The sequence below is a fragment of the Pseudomonas sp. 18-147 genome (assembly GCF_051048045.1).
GTDB classification, from domain to species: Bacteria; Pseudomonadota; Gammaproteobacteria; order Pseudomonadales; family Pseudomonadaceae; genus Pseudomonas; species Pseudomonas aeruginosa.
Window position 1 is genome coordinate 3,481,964 of the sequence record NZ_CP182296.1, and the last position, 17,348, is coordinate 3,499,311.

A 17,348-nucleotide genomic window follows, 5' to 3' on the forward strand; every position below is an offset into this window, starting at 1 on the left:
TCGCCAGCATTCTACGAAGGGCGCCGCCGCGGCCCCTATCCTACTTGGGTCGCGGCGGGGTCCTTCGAAAGTAGCGGTATCACCAGTTCAGTACGGCGCCGAGGGCCACGGTGTCGGTGTCCTCGTCGAGCGCGGCACCGTCGCGCCCGTCGATCCGGTAGCGGTTCAGCTCGGCGACCAGCTTGAGGTTGTCGTTGATCGTACGGAAATAGGCGATGCCGCGACTCTCGTAGTCGGCCGCGGAACCCAGGCCGTTGCCGTCGTCGACGGTCTTGCCGTAGGACAGCGCCAGGCGGTTCTTGCCCCATGAATACGAGCCCTGCAGCAATGCGCCGCGGCTGTCCACCTCGCGCAGCGCGGCTTCGCCGGCGTTGTTGGTGAAGAAGGGATTGATGCCCTTGGCGGTGAACCCCGAACCGGTCACGGAGAAGCCGCCCATCTTCACCTGCAAGCCATAGCCGACCCCCTTGGAAGTCACGCTGTCGACGCTGTCGCTGGTGTTCTTCGAAGTCTGGTAGCCGCCGTTGATCCAGCTGTAGACCTGCGCCCCGGCCAGGTCGAACTGGTAGCTGACCTCGCTCTCGTAGCGCGGGTTGTCCTGGTAGGCCTTGTCGTCGAGGCCGTCGCTGGCATCTTTGTCGATCTGGTTGGAGTCGATCGGGTCGAGGATGCCCACGGCGATGCGCAGGCCGGGCAGCAGGTTGTTGTTGCGGTAGGTGATCTGCGAGGTGGGGAACGGATACGGATAGCCGGTGCCGATGTTGCCGAAGGAGACGCCCTTGCCGTCCACCAGGCCGAGGGTGTCGCTGGGGTTGCCGAAACCGGCCAGCAGTTCGTCGAGGAAGATGTTCGAGCGCGAGAACAGGCCGAAGTCCTTGCCGATCAGCACCTCGCCCCAGTCGCCGGCGACCGTGCCATAGAACTGACGGACGTCGATGGCGGTATCGGTGCCGTCGGTCTCGCTGTCGTTGATGGTCACCCAGAAGGAAGCGCGACCACCGAGGCTCAGCTCGTCGACCTTCCTGCCGAAGTTGAAGCCGATGTAGTTCGGCAGGAATCCCATCTTCACCCGCGACTGGCGGCGATCGTAGGTCTCGCCCTGGCGGTCGACGTCGCTGTTGACGTAGAAGGCATTGAAGTAGCCGTCGGTGGAAAATGTGGTCTCGTCCTTGTCGTACAGCAGGATATCGGCGGCGGCCGGTTGCAGGCCGCCCAGGGCACCCAGCGAGGCCAGGGTCAGCGGCAGGATTCGGCGAACGGCGGTGTTGTTCTTGTTCATGGCGCACTCCGCGAGGTGAAACGACCGGGCCGGTCGTGGCGGAGCCGATTATCGAAACCGGGAAAGCCCTGCCATACGCTTCCTTGGGCCTGCTTCGACGCTTCTTCATGGTGGGCGTGGGTGCCGCTGCGCAAGGCGCGGGCAGCGCTCCTCCGGCGGTAGCGCAACCTTGGTCGCGGCGGGAGCGCCACCGAAGCAGCGCGGCTTTCGACCTAACGCCGCAGTGACGCCGGCAAGGCTGTCGTCGAGTTACCGCGTGGCTCGCTTCAGCGCCGGCTGGAAAGCACCCACCAGCCGCCGCGCGCCTCCAGCAACCGGGCCTGGGCCGCGAGCAGGTCGTCGCCGCTCAGGCCGAGGGCGGCCTCGGCGAGCAGCCGGGAGCGACCGGCGCCACCGCCAAGGTGCTCCGCCCAGGCGCGCCGTGCTCGCTCGGCGAAGCTACCCGGCGCTCGGCGCAGGTCGTCGGCGAGGGCTTCGCGCAGGCCGGCCAGGCGTCGCGCCGGCAGTTGCGCGAGCGCCTCGGCGGAGCGCTGGAGGAAGGTCTCCATATGCTCCAGCAGGCGTTCCGGGCAGGCACGCGGAGATTGCGCGGCGAACAGCAGGCCGCGCCGGGCGCCGACCTCGCGGAAACCGCAGAACAACGCGTAGCCCAGTTGCAGCTCGTCGCGCAGGCGCCGCTGGAAGGCCGGTTCGTGCAGGCGCGCCAGCAAGCGCCAGGCCGCCTCCATCGGCACCTCCTGCGTGGGCAGCGGACAGAACAGCAGCAACGCCGACTCGCCGTCCACGGCCAGTTCGCGGCGATGCCGTCCGGGCCTCGGTGGCAGAGGCTCCAGGCGCTCGCCGGCAGCCTGGCCGGGCATCCATCGGGGATCTGGCATCGCGGCCTGCATGACCAAGGCGTCCCAGCGCGTCCGCCGCCAGTCGTCGACCTCCGCCAGCGGCTCGCCGAGTAGGCCGGGCAAGGCGTCCAGCAACTGCCGGATCGGCAGGCCAGTGGCGCTGCGGCGCCGCTCGGCGGAGGACAGACGCTCGCCGCTCGCGCGCCAGTCGGGCGGCGCCGCGAGGAGCCGGGCCAGGGCCGGGCGCACGGCGGCCTCGAGGCGATCGCGCGGACCGAGCAGGCTCAGCGACCAGTCTTCGCCGAGCGCCTCCAGGCCCATCTCCACTCCCCCCAGGCGCGCCTGGCCGCACAGCGGACGCAACGCCTGGCGCAGCGCCAGGAAGCGTAACCGTGCGGGCACACCGGGAAAGCGCCAGCGCAGGAACAGCGCGCCCTCGGCGGCGGCACTGGGCGGCAACGGCAGTTCGAAGCGCCAGGCATGCCGCTGCGCGGCCAGCGGCGGCGCTGCGGCAACCGGCGCCACACTCAGGCGGAAGCCCGCCGACCAGCGCGCTTCGGCACCGTCGAGTTCGCTGTCCAGGTGCAGCCGCAGGCAACGGTCGGCGCGCAGCGCGTCCAGGCAGGCCGGGCGAATCTCCGCTGGCAGGCCAAGAACGCGCTGGCGTAGTCGCTCCAGCGGTGCAGTGGGCTCCGCCAGCAACGGCCGGCGCGCCGCCAGCAGGCTGGCGGCATCGTCGCGCAGGGCGCCCAGCCAGTCGAAAAAGGCCGCCTCCAGCGCCGCCGCCGCGCTGCCGTCGAACAGTTCGAAGGTCAACGCCAGGAGCGCCTGCCGCGCATCCCGGTGAACCACCCGCAGCGCCGCCGATTCGCCCAGGCCCTGTTCGCCGAGTGCCGCCAGCAACCCGCCCGGCGAGCGATCGCCGAGCAATTCGGCGAACGCCTGCAGGGTCTGTTCGTCGGCCTCCCGCAAAGCGTCGAGGGCAAAGCCCAGCACCAGCCGCGGCGGTCCCGGCAGGCGCAGCGCCAGCGCTTCGCCGGCGAAGGGCAGCAACGGCGGCGGCGGCGGACTCGCGCCTGGCGCGCGCCCCGGCAGGTCGGCGCAGGCACGCTGCGCCAGCCTCTCCAGCTCGTCCAGTGCCTGCGGCCCTTGCAGCCATAGCTGGCAATTGCCGGCGTGATAGTGGGCGGCATGGAATTCGCGCAGGGCCCGCTGGAACGCATCGTTCTCCAGGGCCAGGCTGTCGCGGCGCCCGGCAGCGAAACGCCGCAGGGGGTGTCCGGCGGGCAGGCCGAGGGCCAGCGCCGCGTCGATCAGGGTCTGCTCGTCGGCCGAGCGCGCCAGGTATTCGGCCTCGAGTACTTCGCGCTCGCGCCGTTGCGCATCGATGTCCAGCAAGGGGCGGGCGAGCATGTCGATCAGCCGTGCCAGACCGGCGCCAAGGTGCTCCGCCGTCACCTCGAAGAAATAGTCGGTGGTCCTGCCCCGGGTGCTGGCGTTGACCTGGCCGCCGCGCACCTGCAACCACGGCATCAGGCGCTCGTCGCCGGGAAACGCCGCGCCACCGAGAAACGACAGGTGCTCGAGGAAGTGGGCCAGGCCGGGATGCGCGCTCGGCTCGTCGTGGCTGCCCGCCGCCACCCGCAGCCAGGCAGCGGCGCGCGATGCCGCCGGATCATGCGCCAGGTGCAGGCGCAGGCCGTTGGGCAGCACGCAGGCGCGGCTCCTGGGGTGGTGTTGGGCGTGGCGATCCATGGGCGTCCTCGCGGGTTCCGAGGCTGAACCTTACCCTTCCGCGAGGCGAAGGAAATAGTCCTTTCGCCGAGTCGTATCAGGAAGCCGGCGGCTCCTGGCCAGACGCTTCCTCGGAGTACAGCGCCCGTCCGCCGTCGGCCTTGAGCGCCTGCAGGACCTCCGGCGCACGGCACGGGGCGAACAGGTCGAGGCCGGGATCGTAAGCGCCGGTGCGCACTTCCAGCAGGCCGAGCATCGAGTGGAACAGGTTGTCCTGGGACAGCTCCTCGTTGCTGCGCTGGCGCAGGCAGCTACTGTCGAGGCCGAAGGCGCTCTGGTAGCCGGGCGAGAACCAGGCCAGCATGCCGACGTGCTTCTGCTGGTCCGGCGCCAGCAGGTAAGGCGTGCCATGCAGGTAGAGGTTGTACTCGCCGAGCGACTCGCCATGGTCGGAGAGGTAGAGCATGCCGGTATCGATGCGCTCTTCGTTCTTGCGCAGCAGGTCGATCAGGCTGGCCAGCACGTGGTCGGTGTACAGCAGGGTGTTGTCGTAGCCGTTGATGATGCTGTCCCGCGAGCAGGCGCTGAAGTCGTTGCTGGCGCAGACCGGGGTAAACTTCTCGTACTCCCTGGGATAGCGCTTGAAGTAGGCCGGGCCGTGGCTGCCCATCTGGTGCAGGACCAGCACGGTGTCCTGTTGCAGCCCGTCGATGAAGGCCTGCAAGTCGCGCAGGAGGATCTCGTCATGACACTCGCCGCCGGCGCACAGGGCCGGATCCTTGCTCTCGCTCAGGTCCTGGAAGGCGACGCGGTCGCAGGTGCCCTTGCAGCCGGACTGGTTGTCCCGCCACAGGACCCGCAGGCCTGCGCGCTGCAACACATCGAGAAGGCCTTCCTGGGTGCGCGCGCGAGCGTCGCTGTAGTCCGCGCGGCCCAGGTTGGAGAACATGCAGGGCACCGACACCGCGGTCTCGGTACCGCAGGAGTGCACATTGGAGAAGTTGATCAGGCCCTCCTCGGCCTTCAGCCGCGGGTTGGTCTCGCGAGCGTAGCCGTTGAGGCCGAAGTTCTGTGCCCGCGCGCTCTCGCCCACCACCAGCACGGTCAGCGACTTGCGCGCATGGCCCTGCCACAGGTCGGCGCGCCGGGCATCGACGGCGATCGGCCGGAGTGGCTGGCTGGCGGCCTGGGCCTGGCCCTTGGCGTAGCCGATGGCGGCGCCGACCAGGTTGCTCGGGGTGACCTGCAGGCGCAGTTCCTTGTTGTTGCGGAACAGCGAGGACAGCCCCTGGTAATTGGCCAGCGCCACCCCGGCGAGCAGGGCCAGGCAGGCGAGCGCCACCAGCAGCTTGCTCAGCAGCTCGCGTGGCCACGGCCGGTAGCGCACCGGCGTGCGCCACAGCAGCCAGACCGGCAGCGCGCCAAGCAACGCCAGGTAGACGGCGAGCTTCGGCGAAAGCAGGTCGGCGACCTCGGCCGGGTTGGTCTGCATGACGTTGCGCAGCATGCCGACGTCCATCAGCACGCCGTACTGGGTCATGAAGTAGGTGGTACCGGCGGCCGCCAGGATCAGCAGGGTCAGCGCCGGCTTGAGCAGCCAGCGGAACGCCAGCAGGGTCAGCGCCAGGTTGAAGATCGCGGCGATCATCAGGCCGACCGCCAGCATCATGCCGAGGCCCTGCCAGCCCGCCGGGGTGATCGCCAGCAGGCGCTGCCACAGCGGCAGGTTGTAGAACAGCAGGAAGGCGAGGCTGACCAGCAGGGTCAGCAGTTCGGGACGGACGGCGCGGGCTTTCGACATGGGCACGGATCTTCACTGACTTCCGGGTTGCCGTGCGCAGCGTTGCCCCTGGCAGCACTCGACGACGGCGGCAGTCTGCTCGGCGATCCGTCAATCTTTCGTGAAGAATACCTACAGAAAACGTAACCCTTCAGAAGCGCCGCAGCCCTTGTGTTCCGGGGCTTTCAGCCGGATTGCAAAAAGTTCGCGGGAAGCTTTCCGGGCGTTTTCCGGGTTCGCCGGCATACCCCCCGCATGGCGCCGCCGACGCAGGCGGAAGACAACAAGCGGCAAGGAGCGCGGAGCGCTCCGGCGCTGGCGCCTACGGACTGTTCTGATTGCGACGTCGTTTTTCAACAAAAGGACAGCCAGACCAATGTCTATCCCGCGACCCCGGCATTTTCGTTAGCATGCCAAGTTTCCGGCCCGGCTCCCACAAGGACAGCGGCCGCCTCCCCTGCTCGTCCCATCCAGATGAGTGCCGTTTCCCCTACCCCCCGGGAAACCCTTCTGTGAATTTCCTCGAGCAGCGCGGTACCTCTCCAGCATGAACGCTTTGAAAGGCCGGGACATCCTGGCGCTTGGTTTTATGACCTTTGCCCTGTTCGTCGGGGCCGGCAACATCATCTTCCCGCCCATCGTCGGCTTGCAGTCCGGCCCCCATGTGTGGCTGGCGGCGCTGGGCTTCCTGATCACCGCGGTGGGGCTGCCGGTGATCACCGTGATCGCCCTGGCCAAGGTCGGCGGTTCGGTCGACGCCCTCAGCCATCCGATCGGCAGGTATGCCGGCGGCCTGCTGGCGGCGGTCTGCTACCTGGCGGTCGGCCCGCTGTTCGCCATTCCGCGCACCGCCACGGTGTCCTTCGAGGTCGGCGTGGTGCCGCTGCTCGGCGAGAGCGGCACGGCGCTGTTCGTCTACAGCCTGGCGTACTTCCTCCTCGCCCTGGCCATCTCCCTCTACCCCGGTCGCCTGCTGGACACCGTCGGACGCTTCCTCGCCCCGCTGAAGATCCTTGCCCTGGCGATTCTCGGCGTCGCCGCCTTCCTCTGGCCCGCCGGCCCGATCGGCACGGCCCAGCCGGAGTACACCCAGGCCGCGTTCTCCCAGGGTTTCGTCAACGGCTACCTGACCATGGACACCCTCGCCGCGCTGGTCTTCGGCATCGTCATCGTCAACGCCATCCGTTCCCGCGGCGTGCAGTCGCCGCGGCTGATCACCCGCTACGCCATCGTCGCCGGGCTGATCGCCGGCGTCGGCCTGGTGCTGGTCTACGTCAGCCTGTTCCGGCTCGGCGCCGGCAGCCATGCCATCGCCGCCGACGCCAGCAACGGCGCGGCAGTCCTGCACGCCTACGTGCAACATACCTTCGGCAGCCTCGGCAGCTCGTTCCTGGCGGGACTTATCGCGCTGGCCTGCCTGGTCACCGCGGTCGGCCTGACCTGCGCCTGCGCCGAGTACTTCTGCCAGCGCCTGCCGCTGTCCTACCGCAGCCTGGTGATCATCCTGGCAGGGTTCTCCTTCATCGTTTCCAACCTCGGCCTGACCAAGCTGATCCAGGTCTCGATCCCGGTGCTCACCGCGATCTATCCGCCGTGCATCGTGCTGGTGGCGCTGAGCTTCTGCATCGGCCTCTGGCATTCGGCGACGCGCATCCTCGCCCCGGTGATGCTGGTTTCCCTGGCGTTCGGCGTGCTCGATGCCCTGAAGGCGGCGGGCCTGGGCCAGGACTTCCCGCAATGGCTGCTGCACCTGCCGCTGGCCGAACAGGGCCTGGCCTGGTTGATCCCCTCGGTCGCCACTCTCGCCGCCTGTAGCCTGGTCGACCGCCTGCTGGGCAAGCCTGCGCAAGTCGCCGCCTGAGCAGGCCCCAGCGGCCTGCCGCTTGTTCTCCCGGCCGAGCGCGGGACATGCCGGCGGGCGGCGCCAATCGCGGCGTCCGTCCCCCGGCCCGGCTGGCGCCTGCCGCCGCCGGCAGCGCTTCTTCCCGCGTTCAGCCGAACGAATAAGCACTATCGAGCGGGATGATTTCTAGCGCAGCGACGCGGTTGTTAGCCTTTCGACCATTCCCCCAGGAAAGCGAATCCAGGAGCCGGTCATGGCCAAGGCACTCATCAGCGTACTGTTGTTCTCCCTCGCCCTCGCCGGCTGCGCCAGCGACTACAACCCCTCTCGCCCGTACAGCAGCGACGAGGTCAGGCAACTGGCGCTGGAAGACCTGGCCCGGCGCAGCCTGTCGTTCGAGGAATACCAGGCCAAGCGTCAGGCGATTCTCGAGGAAAAACCGCAAACCGCCGTCAGCCAGTCCAACGCCGCCCTACGCAGTACCGCCATCTGAGGCCTCTTCGAACGGCCAAGAGAAAGCCCCGCGATGCGGGGCTTCTTCGTATTCGAGGCTGGACGGTCAGCCGCAGGACAGGCGCTTGATCACCAGCGTGTCGTCGACATCGATGTTCAGCCGGCGCGGGTTGTAGTCCATGGTCACGGCATCGTGCGGGCGCAGCGCCCGGGCGACTTCCGCTCCGGCGGCGCGGCGGGCCTCTTCGACGATGGCTGCGGAAGCCTGCTTGCCGACATAGGCCTGCACCGCGTTGGCATCGCAACGGCCGTCCGCTGCCGGGGTGGCCGCGGGCGCGCTGGCGCTGCCGGTGGCTACGCTGGCGCCTTCGGTGGACGGGCTGTCGCCGTTGCTGCTGCAACCGGCGAGCAGGGCCGCGAGAACGAGTGCACTGGAAAACTGCTTCAAAGGCATACCGCCTCCTCTGATCTTCTGGGATCGCCACCTTACCAGTGGCATGGGTTTCCTGGCGAAACTGCAATCCGCGCTGACAAATTCGCCAGCTTCAGTCGCCGCTCAGGCGCTGCAGTTCGCGACGCACCATGGCCGCGTATTCCGGCGGACGCAGGAGGTAGAGTTGGCCCGCGACCCAGTCCAGCCAGCGGCCGCCCTGTTCGGCGCGGGCGTCGAGCAGGCGCCGCGCCTCTTCCTCCGCCCGTTGCCGGTGCTGCCGATGGAATGCCTGGCGCTTCGACAGGCCGGAAGCATCTCCGGTTCGATCGTCGGGAGTGTCGGTCATGGCTCTCTTCGCAACCTGCTGCACAAGCCGGGCATTCTAACCGCGGAACGCCGTTGCCGTTCGCGGCAAGCGCTTGCCTCCGCCCCGCCCTGCGCCATGCGCCGAGCCCTCTGGCGCGGGGTTCGGCGACCTGGCACGGCCCTTGCGACGGAGCGGCGGTCATTCATTTCCATGGAAGCAGGTCATGAACAGCATAGGTCCCGCCAGCCTTTCCGGCTGGTCTGCGCGTTACCTGAACAACCAGCGGCAAGCCAACACCGAGATCGGCAAAGGCGATCTGCTGAAACCGCGCCCCGCCCTTGGCACGCCATTGCGCAACGAGGCCGTCGATCCCGCCGCGGAGTCCGCCCGCCAGGCCCTGGACGAGGGTTTTGCGAAGCTGAACCTGACGCTGAAGCAGAACCAGGCGAATACCCCTGCCGGCGCCAGCGAAGGCAAGTCGGCCTATGAAGAGTTCAAGGAGTACATGCAGAAATCGCCTGCCGAGCGGATGCGCGAGCAGGTCCTGAAGAGCCTCGGCCTGACCGAGGAGGAACTGGACGCGATGCCGCCGGAGAAACGCGAACAGGTGGAGAAAGGCATCGGCGAACGCATGCGCGAGATGATCGCCATGCAGAACGGCCAGGCGCCGGGACGGCAAGAGGACCCGACGCAGGCCCGCGCGACGCTGAACGCCTGGATCTGAGCCAGGCGCGCGCCAGTCTCTCAGCGCTGCCGGGCGACGACGCGCTTGGCGTAGCTGGCGCGCTCCATCTCGCGCACTTCGACGCTGACGTGCACGCCCTCCTCGCCGCCGCCCGCCACCGCTCCGGCGAGCACCTCGCAGAGCGACTCGCCCAGCGCCTGGCGGGTCGCCGCGTCGCGCCCGTCGAGGATCGACAGGCAGGCATGCAGGTAGGCGCGCTCGACCGCCGCGGTTCCCTGCCGGTAGGCCTCCAGGGTGACGAAGCGCGACTTGATGTCCGCCTCGCCGAATTGCCCGGAAGCGAACAGCGCGGCATTGGCCTGCTCCAGCAGTTCGCCGGGGGACGTTTCGAGGCGGAGGTTGGCAGTGGCTTCGATAACGAGATGCGGCATGCTGGCGGGCCTTGCGGGGAATGGAGAGCGGGATTCTAGCGGCTCGACGAGCGATGCGACAGCCGGCCTGCGCCTGCGTGGCTCAGATCAACCCGGCGGCCGCGAAAGCCCGCGCGTAGATGGCGCGGATCAGCGCGTCTCGCAGGCCTGCCGCTGGCCTTTGGCCGGCGTGTACAGGTAGCCGGGCGTGTCGCCCGCCTGGCGGTACAGGACCGAACCGTCGCTATAGGAAATCGCGCTCAGCGCCTGGCCATCGGCGAGGCTGCGGACATCGCCGCCCAGCGACTGGACGCTGCTGCCGTCGGGCAGCTTTAGACTGGCGAAACCGTCGATCACCTCGAGTTTGCCGAAGTCTCCACAGTGCAACGCCAGCGGCCCGGAAGCGGCCTTTCCGTCCGACGATGAATCCCCGCAACCGCCCAGCAGCGACAGAACCAACAACGCGGGGAGAACAGCGGGCTTCATCGGGGAGTCCTTTGCGGATGAGCGGAAGACGGGACTCTACCACCTGCCGGGCAGCGGGAAAAACCGCTTCGGCGTACGCTGTCATGCAACGGCAGGCGCACCTGTGAGACAATTCGCCGAATGCCAGGCATCACACCCCGCCTTCATCGCGCTACAGCCACGTCATGACGCTGGCTGCGGCACTCCACGAATGCCCGCAGGATCGCCCCATGCTCCAGATGGAGCGCAGCGGAAAGCCGAGACCGGTAGCAGACCGGTATCGCCATGGTCCAGGCGTGCGTAAGTCCTCTATAGGTAAAGAAGTTGATCTCCACCGCGAATATCACCATGCAGTTCGGCGCCAAGCCGCTGTTCGAGAACGTTTCCGTCAAGTTCGGCAACGGCAACCGCTACGGCCTGATCGGCGCCAACGGTTGCGGCAAGTCGACCTTCATGAAGATCCTCGGCAACGACCTGGAGCCGAGCGCCGGCCAGGTCATGCTGGAACCCAACGTGCGCCTGGGCAAGCTGCGCCAGGACCAGTTCGCCTACGAGGACTTCAGCGTCATCGATACGGTGATCATGGGCCACGAGGAACTCTGGGCGGTGAAGGCCGAACGCGACCGCATCTACTCCCTGCCGGAAATGAGCGAGGCAGATGGCATGGCGGTGGCCGAGCTGGAAGTCCAGTTCGCCGAGTTCGACGGCTACACCGCCGAGTCCCGCGCCGGCGAGCTGCTGCTCGGCCTGGGCATCCCGCTGGAGCAGCACTTCGGCCCGATGAGCGCCGTCGCTCCCGGCTGGAAGCTGCGCGTACTGCTGGCCCAGGCGCTGTTCTCGGACCCGGACGTGCTGCTGCTCGACGAACCGACCAACCACCTGGACATCAACACCATCCGCTGGCTGGAAGGCGTGCTCACCGCGCGCAACAGCACCATGATCATCATTTCCCACGATCGCCACTTCCTGAACAGCGTCTGCACCCACATGGCCGACCTGGACTACGGCGAGCTGCGCCTGTTCCCGGGCAACTACGACGAGTACATGACCGCCGCCGAACAGGCCCGCGAGCGCCTGCTGTCGGACAACGCCAAGAAGAAGGCGCAGATCGCCGAGCTGCAATCCTTCGTCAGCCGCTTCTCGGCCAACGCCTCCAAGGCCAAGCAGGCCACCAGCCGCGCCCGGCAGATCGACAAGATCCAGTTGGAAGAGGTCAAGCCGTCCAGCCGGGTCAGCCCGTTCATCCGCTTCGAGCAATACAAGAAGCTGCACCGCCAGGCGGTGACCGTGGAAAACATCAGCAAGGGCTATGACGGCAAGCCGCTGTTCAAGGGCCTGAGCCTGCAGGTCGAGGCCGGCGAGCGCGTCGCCATCATCGGCCCCAACGGCATCGGCAAGACCACCCTGTTGCGCTGCCTGGTCGGCGACCTGCCGGTGGACGGCGGCGAGGTGAAATGGACCGACAGCGCCGACGTCGGCTATTTCGCCCAGGACCATGCCGACGACTTTGCCGACGACATGAGCCTGTTCGACTGGATGGCCCAGTGGACCCAGGGCGGCGAACAACTGGTGCGCGGCACCCTCGGCCGCATGCTGTTCTCCAACGACGAGATCAAGAAGTCGGTGAAAGTGATCTCCGGCGGCGAGCAGGGCCGCATGCTGTTCGGCCGGCTGATCCTCAAGCGCCCCAACGTGCTGGTGATGGACGAGCCGACCAACCACCTGGACATGGAGTCCATCGAGGCGCTGAACCTGGCGCTGGACAACTATCCGGGCACGCTGATCTTCGTCAGCCACGACCGCGAATTCGTTTCCTCGCTGGCTACCCGCATCATCGAGCTGGGCGAGAACGGCGTGACCGACTTCAGCGGCAGCTATGACGACTACCTGCGCAGCCAGGGCGTAATCGTCTGAGTCCCCGTCGCGCAACGCGAAAGCCCCGCATCCGCGGGGCTTTTTCATTCCGGCATGGACGCGCAGGGCCTATGGGGAGCGCGACTCAGTCGACGTAGCCGGCCATCATCGCCGCGCGGGTCGCCAGGCGCTGGCCCTCGGCGATCTTCTCGCGCTGTTCGGCGGTCAGCTCGCGGGGCGGGTGGTCCTTGATGTAGGCAGCCACGTTCACCCCGATGTAGACGATCAGGGCGGCGGCGATCAGGACGTTCTTCGGATTGATGTCCGAGCGCCGCTTGCAGGCTTCGCAGATGCCGTTCTCGACGAGACGGGTCGCTCGGGCGCCGCAGTTGCGGCAGTAACACGCGCTCACAGGGCGGTTCCTTGTGCTTGTAATTGTCCGGCCAATCTACACGCAGCGCGCCGCTGCGCACAACGCGAAAACCCCGCCGAAGCGGGGTTTTCCGATGACGCGGGGATCAGGCCGCGGCGAACTGCCCGGCGATCTGCCGGCGGGCGGCGGCGATGGCCTGGGCGCGGGGCTCCTCGCCATAGGCCAGGCCTTCGGCGCGAACCACTTCGATATCGGTGATGCCGAAGAAACCCAGCACGGTGCGCAGGTAGCCTTCGTGGGCCGCGCCGGTCGGCTGGCCGGCATGCACGCCACCGGCGGTGGAGACGATCACCACTTTCTTGTCGCCGGCCAGGCCAACCGGGCCGTTCTCGGTGTAGCGGAAGGTCTTGCCGGCGACCGCGATGCGATCGATCCAGGCCTTGAGCTGGCTGGAGATGGTGAAGTTGTACATCGGCGCGCCGATTACCACGACGTCGGCGGCGAGGAACTCTTCCAGCACTTCTTCACCCACCGCGACTTCATGCTTCAGCGCGGCATCGCGCAGCTCCGCCGGGGTGCTGCCGGCGGCCAGGGTCAGGGCGGAGAAATGCGCCACCGCGTCGGCGGCCAGGTCGCGGTAGGTGACGTCAAGCCCGTCTTCGTTCTGCCGCCAGGCCTGGACCAGCTCGGCGCTCAGTTGGCGGGAAGCGGAGGCGTCGCCGAGGATGCTGGAATCGATATGCAAAAGTTTCATGTCTCGCTCCTGAAAGTGGGGGATCGCAGTGTGGCGATCGAGTGGTTTGCATCCTACCGACAAGGCCAATCGACGATTAGTCGGTAGAAACATGACTATTCGTCCCACACATAGGACAATCTGTTTTTCCCCCCAGCGGAGCGCCTGCATGCCCCACGACCTCAACGACCTCTACTACTTCGCCAAGGTGGTGGAATGCGGCGGCTTCGCCGCGGCCGGACGCGAGACGGGGATTCCCAAGTCGCGCCTGTCGCGGCGCATCGCCGAGCTGGAGGAGCGCCTTCAGGTGCGCCTGCTGCACCGCACGACACGCAAGCTGGCGCTCACGGAGGTCGGCGAACGCTACCTGCAGCACTGCCGCAACCTGCTGCTGGAAGCGGAGATGGCCGAACAGGTGATCGCCGAGCTGAGCGTCGAGCCGCGTGGCCGGCTGCGCCTTTCCGCACCGGTGGCCATGGCTTCGAGCAACCTGGCCGACCTGTTGCCGCGGTTTCTCGAACGACACCCGCAGGTCCAGCTGGAAATCCTCCTGACCAACCGCCGGGTCGACCTGCTCAACGAGGGGGTGGACGTGGCACTGCGCGTGCGCGAACTCGGCGACGAGGACCCTGCGCTGGTCTGCCGGCGCCTGGCTCCGGCGACCACGCAGATCCTCGCCGCCCCGTCGCTGATCGCCGGGCGTCGCCTGGAACATCCGGAAGACCTCGAAGACCTGCCCTTCCTCGGCGCTATTCATAACGACCGCAAGGTCCACGCGACCCTGATCGGGCCGGATGGCAGCCGCTACCAGTTGGAACGCGAACCGCGCCTGGGCGTCGACGACTTCGTCCTGCGCAAGAAAGCCGCCGTGGCCGGCCTCGGCGTCACCCTGCTGCCCGAAGGCTACTGCGACAGGGAACTGGCCGATGGCAGCCTGGTGCGCATCCTGCCGCAGTGGACCTTGCCGAAAAGCACCATGCAGGCCGCCTACCTGCCGCGCAGCAGCCAGATTCCGGCGATCCGTGCCTTGATCGACTTTCTCGTGGAAGCCCTGCAACGCCCCTCGGGCGAGACCGGCCCGGCCTACCGCCGCGCCCGCGAGTGAGCCGCGCCGTTCAGCCGATCCGCTGCAACAGCGCGGCGGACAGGCGCCCGCCGAGCAGGCTGTCGAGCCAGAACGACTGGTGCAGCAGGACGATGCCCCAGAACACCAGTTGGAACGAGAGCTTGCGGGTCTTGTGGCGGAATACCTGCTGCGCGACCAGCGCGCCAGGCCAACCGCCGAGCAGCTCGAACAGGTGCAGGCGGACCTCCGGGGTACGCCAGTCGCCGCGTGCGGCGCTGCGCTTGTCCCGCCAGTAGAGGGCGAATGCGAGCAGGCTGGCCAGCGGATAGGCCAGCAGCGGCCAGAGGGCCTGTCCGTCCAGGTACATCCGCCAGGCGCCAGCGGCCGGCAGCACGCAGAGGATCAGCAGGACCAGCAGCTTCGCCAACGGGCGCTGCAACGCGCTCGGCGGAGTCGGCGCCGGCCGCGCCTGGGCCCGCGTCACCGGCGCCTGGGCGCCACGGCGGACAGTTGGCGGATCGATGGTCAGCGCGTCCAGCCGCGCCCTCTCGGCGCGCAGGCGGCCCTGGGCATCCTGGCTGGCGAGAAACCACACCTGGTCGCCCTGGCGGGGACGGCGGTCGCCGCGGAACGCGGAGATATGCAGGAAGACTTCTTCCCCGCCGGTCTTCGGCAGGATGAAGCCGAAGCCCTTGTCGTCATACCAGCGGCTGATCATGCCCGGCTTTTCCATATCCACATCCACTCGCTCGCTACCCGTTTCGCGCTGCATTCTAGCCACCCGCGGCGGCCAGACGAAAAAAGGCGCGGCTCGCGCCGCGCCTTTTGCCTGGTTCCCGGGCCTCACATTTCGCCGGCGGTGCTCCAGTCGATCAGGTGGAATTGCCAGGTCGCCAGGATCAGCAGGCCGAAGGCGATCCGATACCAGGCGAAAGCCGCGTAGCTGTGGTTGCCGATGAACTTCAGCAAGGCACGCACCGCCACCATGGCGAAGACGAACGAGGTGACGAAGCCGACGGCGAACACCGGCAGGTCTTCGGGGCGGAACAGGTCGCGGTACTTGTAGCCGGAATAGACCGCGGCGCCGACCATGGTCGGCATCGCCAGGAAGAACGAGAACTCGGTGGCCGCCTTGCGCGAAAGGCCGAACAGCAGGCCGCCGATGATGGTCGCGCCGGACCGCGAGGTGCCGGGGACCATCGCCAGGCACTGGGCACAGCCGATCTTCAGGGCGTCCTTCCAGGTCATGTCGTCGACGTGTTCGGCGTGGATCACATGCTTCCGGCGCTCGGCCCAGAGCATGACCACCCCGCCCACCACCAGCGCCAGGGCAACGGTGATCGGATTGAACAGCCACTCGTGGATCAGGTCGGCGAACAGGACGCCGAGGACTACCGCCGGGAAGAACGCGATCAGCAGGTTGGCGGTGAAACGCTGGGCCTGGCGCTGGCTCGGCAGGTCACGGACGACTTGAAAGATCTTTCCCCGAAATTCCCAGACGACAGCGAGGATCGCCGCCAGCTGGATGATGATGTTGAACGCCTTGGCGCGTTCGCCGCCGAAGCCGATGAGGTCGGCGACGATGATCTGGTGCCCGGTGCTGGAAATCGGCAGGAACTCGGTCAGCCCTTCCACGACGCCCAGGATGAACGCCTGGAAAGCAGTCCACCACTCCATGTTTCTCCCCCTTCTACTACTGTCCCGAACGAGCTTTCGTTGTTCTCGGCGATACACTCGCCGTCTTTTATGAAGGCCTTACGACTCCGAAGAACCCGACCAGTTCCCCCACTGCCGAAGACGAAACCGGCGGGCATGCTACCAGAGCGGCCGGCCAGGAATCTTGGAATTCTTGCCAGCCGGCGTCTGAACGAATCTTTCCGCGCCCGTCCCCTCCGCCCTGGTCTTCGCGAAGCGCCGGATACATTCGCTACAATGCGCCCTCGTCGCATGAGGGCCTTCCGTGTCACCCCTTGAACTCTTCGCCGCTTCGCTCGGCGCCATCGCCGTCTACCTGACCGTCCGCCAGAATCCCTGGTGCTGGCCCATCGGACTGGTGATGGTGACGCTCTACGCCTGGATATTCTTCGAGGTGAAACTTTATTCGGACATGCTCCTGCAAATGGTCTACGCGGCGCTACAGCTCTATGGCTGGTGGCAGTGGACCCGCGGCGGGCAGGACCACGACGGCCGCGCGGTGAGCCGCCTGAACGCCGCGCAGCGCCTCTACGGGCTCGGTGCGGGCCTGGTCGGCAGCGTCGCGCTCGGTTACCTGATGGCCAACCACACCGATGCCGCCAGTCCCTGGTGGGACGCCGGATTGACCGCCTTCAGCCTGGTGGCGCAATGCTGGATGGCGCAGAAGCGCCTGGAATGCTGGGCCCTGTGGATCGCCGTGGACGTGCTGTTCGTGGCGCTCTTCGCCAGCAAGGCGCTGTACCTGACCGCCGCCCTCTACGCCCTCTTCACCCTGCTGGCGATCCACGGCTGGCGGACCTGGCGCCGCGACCCGGCATTACGCGAGGGCGTCGCCGCATGAAGGTGCTGGTACTCACCGGGCCCGAATCCAGCGGCAAGAGCTGGCTTGCGGAGCAGCTCCAGGCCCGCTTCGGCGGCCGGGTGGTCGGCGAGTACGTCCGCCACTTCATCGACGAACAGCGCCGCGACACCTGCTACGCCGACATCCCCGCCATCGCCCGCGGGCAACTGGCCTGGGAGGATGCCGCCCGCGCGGAGCGGCCGGCGCTGCTGATCCTCGATACCCACCTGCTGAGCAACATCCTCTGGAGCCGGATTCTCTTCGGCGCCTGCCCGGACTGGCTCGAACCCGCCCTGCTGCGGCGGCGCTACGACCTGCACCTGCTGCTCTCGCCGGAGGGCGTAGCCTGGAGCGCCGACGGCCAGCGCTGCCAGCCGGAACTGGCGCAGCGCCAGGCCTTCCACCGCGAATGCCAAGCCTGGCTGGAGCGGCATCGGCAGCCCTACCGCGCCATCGCCGGCGACTGGGCCGAGCGCCGGCGCCAGGCTTTCGCCGCAGTGCAAGGGCTGCTCCGGGACGGCTGAAGGGCCGGCCCTGTCACGCCAGCGATACACCGCC

Annotated in this window: 18 protein-coding genes; 7 read left to right on the forward strand and 11 right to left on the reverse strand. The window is 67.7% G+C overall.

Annotated features, from left to right (window positions below; translation table 11 throughout):
- Positions 1-79: 79 nt before the first annotated feature.
- From ACM0M4_RS16515 to ACM0M4_RS16525, 3 genes are all read right to left on the reverse strand, one after another.
- On the reverse strand, positions 80-1,279 hold the full coding sequence (locus ACM0M4_RS16515) for a porin (protein ID WP_003107001.1): 1,200 nt from the start codon (positions 1,277-1,279) through the stop codon (positions 80-82).
- A 266-nt stretch (positions 1,280-1,545) separates the two neighbouring features.
- Positions 1,546-3,873: a pyrroloquinoline quinone biosynthesis protein PqqF gene (pqqF, locus tag ACM0M4_RS16520; RefSeq protein ID WP_115288808.1), complete on the reverse strand. Its 2,328-nt coding sequence runs from the start codon at positions 3,871-3,873 to the stop codon at positions 1,546-1,548.
- 76 nt (positions 3,874-3,949) lie between these two features.
- Positions 3,950-5,653, reverse strand: a complete 1,704-nt coding sequence (locus ACM0M4_RS16525) for a phosphoethanolamine transferase (RefSeq protein ID WP_016253519.1) — start codon at positions 5,651-5,653, stop codon at positions 3,950-3,952.
- 526 nt (positions 5,654-6,179) lie between these two features.
- On the opposite strand from ACM0M4_RS16525, the gene brnQ reads away from it, so the two are divergent.
- The gene (gene brnQ / locus ACM0M4_RS16530; protein ID WP_003113469.1) at positions 6,180-7,493 is read left to right on the forward strand and encodes a branched-chain amino acid transport system II carrier protein; all 1,314 of its coding nucleotides are present in this window, start codon (positions 6,180-6,182) and stop codon (positions 7,491-7,493) included.
- A gap of 235 nt (positions 7,494-7,728) precedes the next feature.
- A complete protein-coding gene (locus ACM0M4_RS16535) occupies positions 7,729-7,968 on the forward strand; it encodes a hypothetical protein (RefSeq protein ID WP_003088496.1) in 240 nt (79 codons plus the stop codon).
- A 66-nt stretch (positions 7,969-8,034) separates the two neighbouring features.
- On the opposite strand, the gene ACM0M4_RS16540 is transcribed toward ACM0M4_RS16535, so the two are convergent.
- Positions 8,035-8,382, reverse strand: coding sequence for an I78 family peptidase inhibitor (locus tag ACM0M4_RS16540; protein ID WP_003088494.1), 348 nt, complete (start codon positions 8,380-8,382; stop codon positions 8,035-8,037).
- Positions 8,383-8,473: 91 nt separating this feature from the next.
- On the reverse strand, positions 8,474-8,707 hold the full coding sequence (locus ACM0M4_RS16545; RefSeq protein ID WP_003111311.1) for a hypothetical protein: 234 nt from the start codon (positions 8,705-8,707) through the stop codon (positions 8,474-8,476).
- Positions 8,708-8,891: 184 nt separating this feature from the next.
- Between ACM0M4_RS16545 and ACM0M4_RS16550 the strand changes: the two genes are divergently transcribed.
- Entirely contained in the window at positions 8,892-9,392 is a 501-nt protein-coding gene (locus tag ACM0M4_RS16550; RefSeq protein WP_115288809.1) for a hypothetical protein, read from the forward strand.
- Between the two features lie 20 nt (positions 9,393-9,412).
- Here ACM0M4_RS16550 and ACM0M4_RS16555 read toward each other — a convergent pair whose 3' ends face one another.
- Together ACM0M4_RS16555 and ACM0M4_RS16560 are read right to left on the reverse strand one after the other, a co-directional pair.
- Complete coding sequence (locus ACM0M4_RS16555; protein ID WP_115288810.1) at positions 9,413-9,784, reverse strand: 5-carboxymethyl-2-hydroxymuconate Delta-isomerase; 372 nt, start codon at positions 9,782-9,784, stop codon at positions 9,413-9,415.
- A 129-nt stretch (positions 9,785-9,913) separates the two neighbouring features.
- On the reverse strand, positions 9,914-10,249 hold the full coding sequence (locus ACM0M4_RS16560; RefSeq protein WP_003119150.1) for a hypothetical protein: 336 nt from the start codon (positions 10,247-10,249) through the stop codon (positions 9,914-9,916).
- A 303-nt stretch (positions 10,250-10,552) separates the two neighbouring features.
- Here ACM0M4_RS16560 and ACM0M4_RS16565 point away from each other — a divergent pair, with 303 nt between their 5' ends.
- Positions 10,553-12,142 carry an ABC-F family ATPase gene (locus tag ACM0M4_RS16565; RefSeq protein WP_003111315.1) on the forward strand — a complete coding sequence of 530 codons (1,590 nt, stop codon included), beginning with the start codon at positions 10,553-10,555 and terminating at the stop codon, positions 12,140-12,142.
- An 85-nt stretch (positions 12,143-12,227) separates the two neighbouring features.
- Here ACM0M4_RS16565 and ACM0M4_RS16570 read toward each other — a convergent pair whose 3' ends face one another.
- The gene (locus tag ACM0M4_RS16570) at positions 12,228-12,494 is read right to left on the reverse strand and encodes a hypothetical protein (RefSeq protein WP_003088334.1); all 267 of its coding nucleotides are present in this window, start codon (positions 12,492-12,494) and stop codon (positions 12,228-12,230) included.
- Positions 12,495-12,600: 106 nt separating this feature from the next.
- Positions 12,601-13,209: an FMN-dependent NADH-azoreductase AzoR2 gene (azoR2, locus tag ACM0M4_RS16575; protein WP_003088332.1), complete on the reverse strand. Its 609-nt coding sequence runs from the start codon at positions 13,207-13,209 to the stop codon at positions 12,601-12,603.
- Between the two features lie 148 nt (positions 13,210-13,357).
- On the opposite strand from azoR2, the gene ACM0M4_RS16580 reads away from it, so the two are divergent.
- Positions 13,358-14,293, forward strand: coding sequence for a LysR substrate-binding domain-containing protein (locus tag ACM0M4_RS16580; RefSeq protein WP_003119152.1), 936 nt, complete (start codon positions 13,358-13,360; stop codon positions 14,291-14,293).
- A 10-nt stretch (positions 14,294-14,303) separates the two neighbouring features.
- Here the strand turns inward: ACM0M4_RS16580 and ACM0M4_RS16585 are convergent, their stop codons facing one another.
- Complete coding sequence (locus ACM0M4_RS16585) at positions 14,304-15,026, reverse strand: DUF1294 domain-containing protein (RefSeq protein WP_004349387.1); 723 nt, start codon at positions 15,024-15,026, stop codon at positions 14,304-14,306.
- Positions 15,027-15,097: 71 nt separating this feature from the next.
- The gene (locus ACM0M4_RS16590; RefSeq protein ID WP_003088326.1) at positions 15,098-15,931 is read right to left on the reverse strand and encodes an undecaprenyl-diphosphate phosphatase; all 834 of its coding nucleotides are present in this window, start codon (positions 15,929-15,931) and stop codon (positions 15,098-15,100) included.
- Between the two features lie 283 nt (positions 15,932-16,214).
- Here ACM0M4_RS16590 and pnuC point away from each other — a divergent pair, with 283 nt between their 5' ends.
- The gene (pnuC, locus tag ACM0M4_RS16595; RefSeq protein WP_023110108.1) at positions 16,215-16,790 is read left to right on the forward strand and encodes a nicotinamide riboside transporter PnuC; all 576 of its coding nucleotides are present in this window, start codon (positions 16,215-16,217) and stop codon (positions 16,788-16,790) included.
- Positions 16,787-17,314, forward strand: a complete 528-nt coding sequence (locus ACM0M4_RS16600) for an AAA family ATPase (protein WP_003088322.1) — start codon at positions 16,787-16,789, stop codon at positions 17,312-17,314. Before pnuC ends, ACM0M4_RS16600 begins: the two co-directional genes overlap by 4 nt.
- The last annotated feature ends 34 nt before the right edge of the window (positions 17,315-17,348 follow it).

Excerpts from the sequence above, each read along its gene's own strand:
- azoR2 (WP_003088332.1), bottom strand. The coding sequence starts at position 13,209 with ATGAAACTTTTGCATATCGATTCCAGCATCCTCGGCGACGCCTCCGCT.
- ACM0M4_RS16580 (WP_003119152.1), top strand. The coding sequence starts at position 13,358 with ATGCCCCACGACCTCAACGACCTCTACTACTTCGCCAAGGTGGTGGAA.
- ACM0M4_RS16555 (WP_115288810.1), bottom strand. The coding sequence starts at position 9,784 with ATGCCGCATCTCGTTATCGAAGCCACTGCCAACCTCCGCCTCGAAACG.
- ACM0M4_RS16560 (WP_003119150.1), bottom strand. The coding sequence starts at position 10,249 with ATGAAGCCCGCTGTTCTCCCCGCGTTGTTGGTTCTGTCGCTGCTGGGC.
- pqqF (WP_115288808.1), bottom strand. The coding sequence starts at position 3,873 with ATGGATCGCCACGCCCAACACCACCCCAGGAGCCGCGCCTGCGTGCTG.
- ACM0M4_RS16590 (WP_003088326.1), bottom strand. The coding sequence starts at position 15,931 with ATGGAGTGGTGGACTGCTTTCCAGGCGTTCATCCTGGGCGTCGTGGAA.
- ACM0M4_RS16600 (WP_003088322.1), top strand. The coding sequence starts at position 16,787 with ATGAAGGTGCTGGTACTCACCGGGCCCGAATCCAGCGGCAAGAGCTGG.
- ACM0M4_RS16585 (WP_004349387.1), bottom strand. The coding sequence starts at position 15,026 with ATGCAGCGCGAAACGGGTAGCGAGCGAGTGGATGTGGATATGGAAAAG.
- brnQ (WP_003113469.1), top strand. The coding sequence starts at position 6,180 with ATGAACGCTTTGAAAGGCCGGGACATCCTGGCGCTTGGTTTTATGACC.
- ACM0M4_RS16535 (WP_003088496.1), top strand. The coding sequence starts at position 7,729 with ATGGCCAAGGCACTCATCAGCGTACTGTTGTTCTCCCTCGCCCTCGCC.
- ACM0M4_RS16550 (WP_115288809.1), top strand. The coding sequence starts at position 8,892 with ATGAACAGCATAGGTCCCGCCAGCCTTTCCGGCTGGTCTGCGCGTTAC.
- ACM0M4_RS16540 (WP_003088494.1), bottom strand. The coding sequence starts at position 8,382 with ATGCCTTTGAAGCAGTTTTCCAGTGCACTCGTTCTCGCGGCCCTGCTC.
- ACM0M4_RS16545 (WP_003111311.1), bottom strand. The coding sequence starts at position 8,707 with ATGACCGACACTCCCGACGATCGAACCGGAGATGCTTCCGGCCTGTCG.
- ACM0M4_RS16525 (WP_016253519.1), bottom strand. The coding sequence starts at position 5,653 with ATGTCGAAAGCCCGCGCCGTCCGTCCCGAACTGCTGACCCTGCTGGTC.
- ACM0M4_RS16515 (WP_003107001.1), bottom strand. The coding sequence starts at position 1,279 with ATGAACAAGAACAACACCGCCGTTCGCCGAATCCTGCCGCTGACCCTG.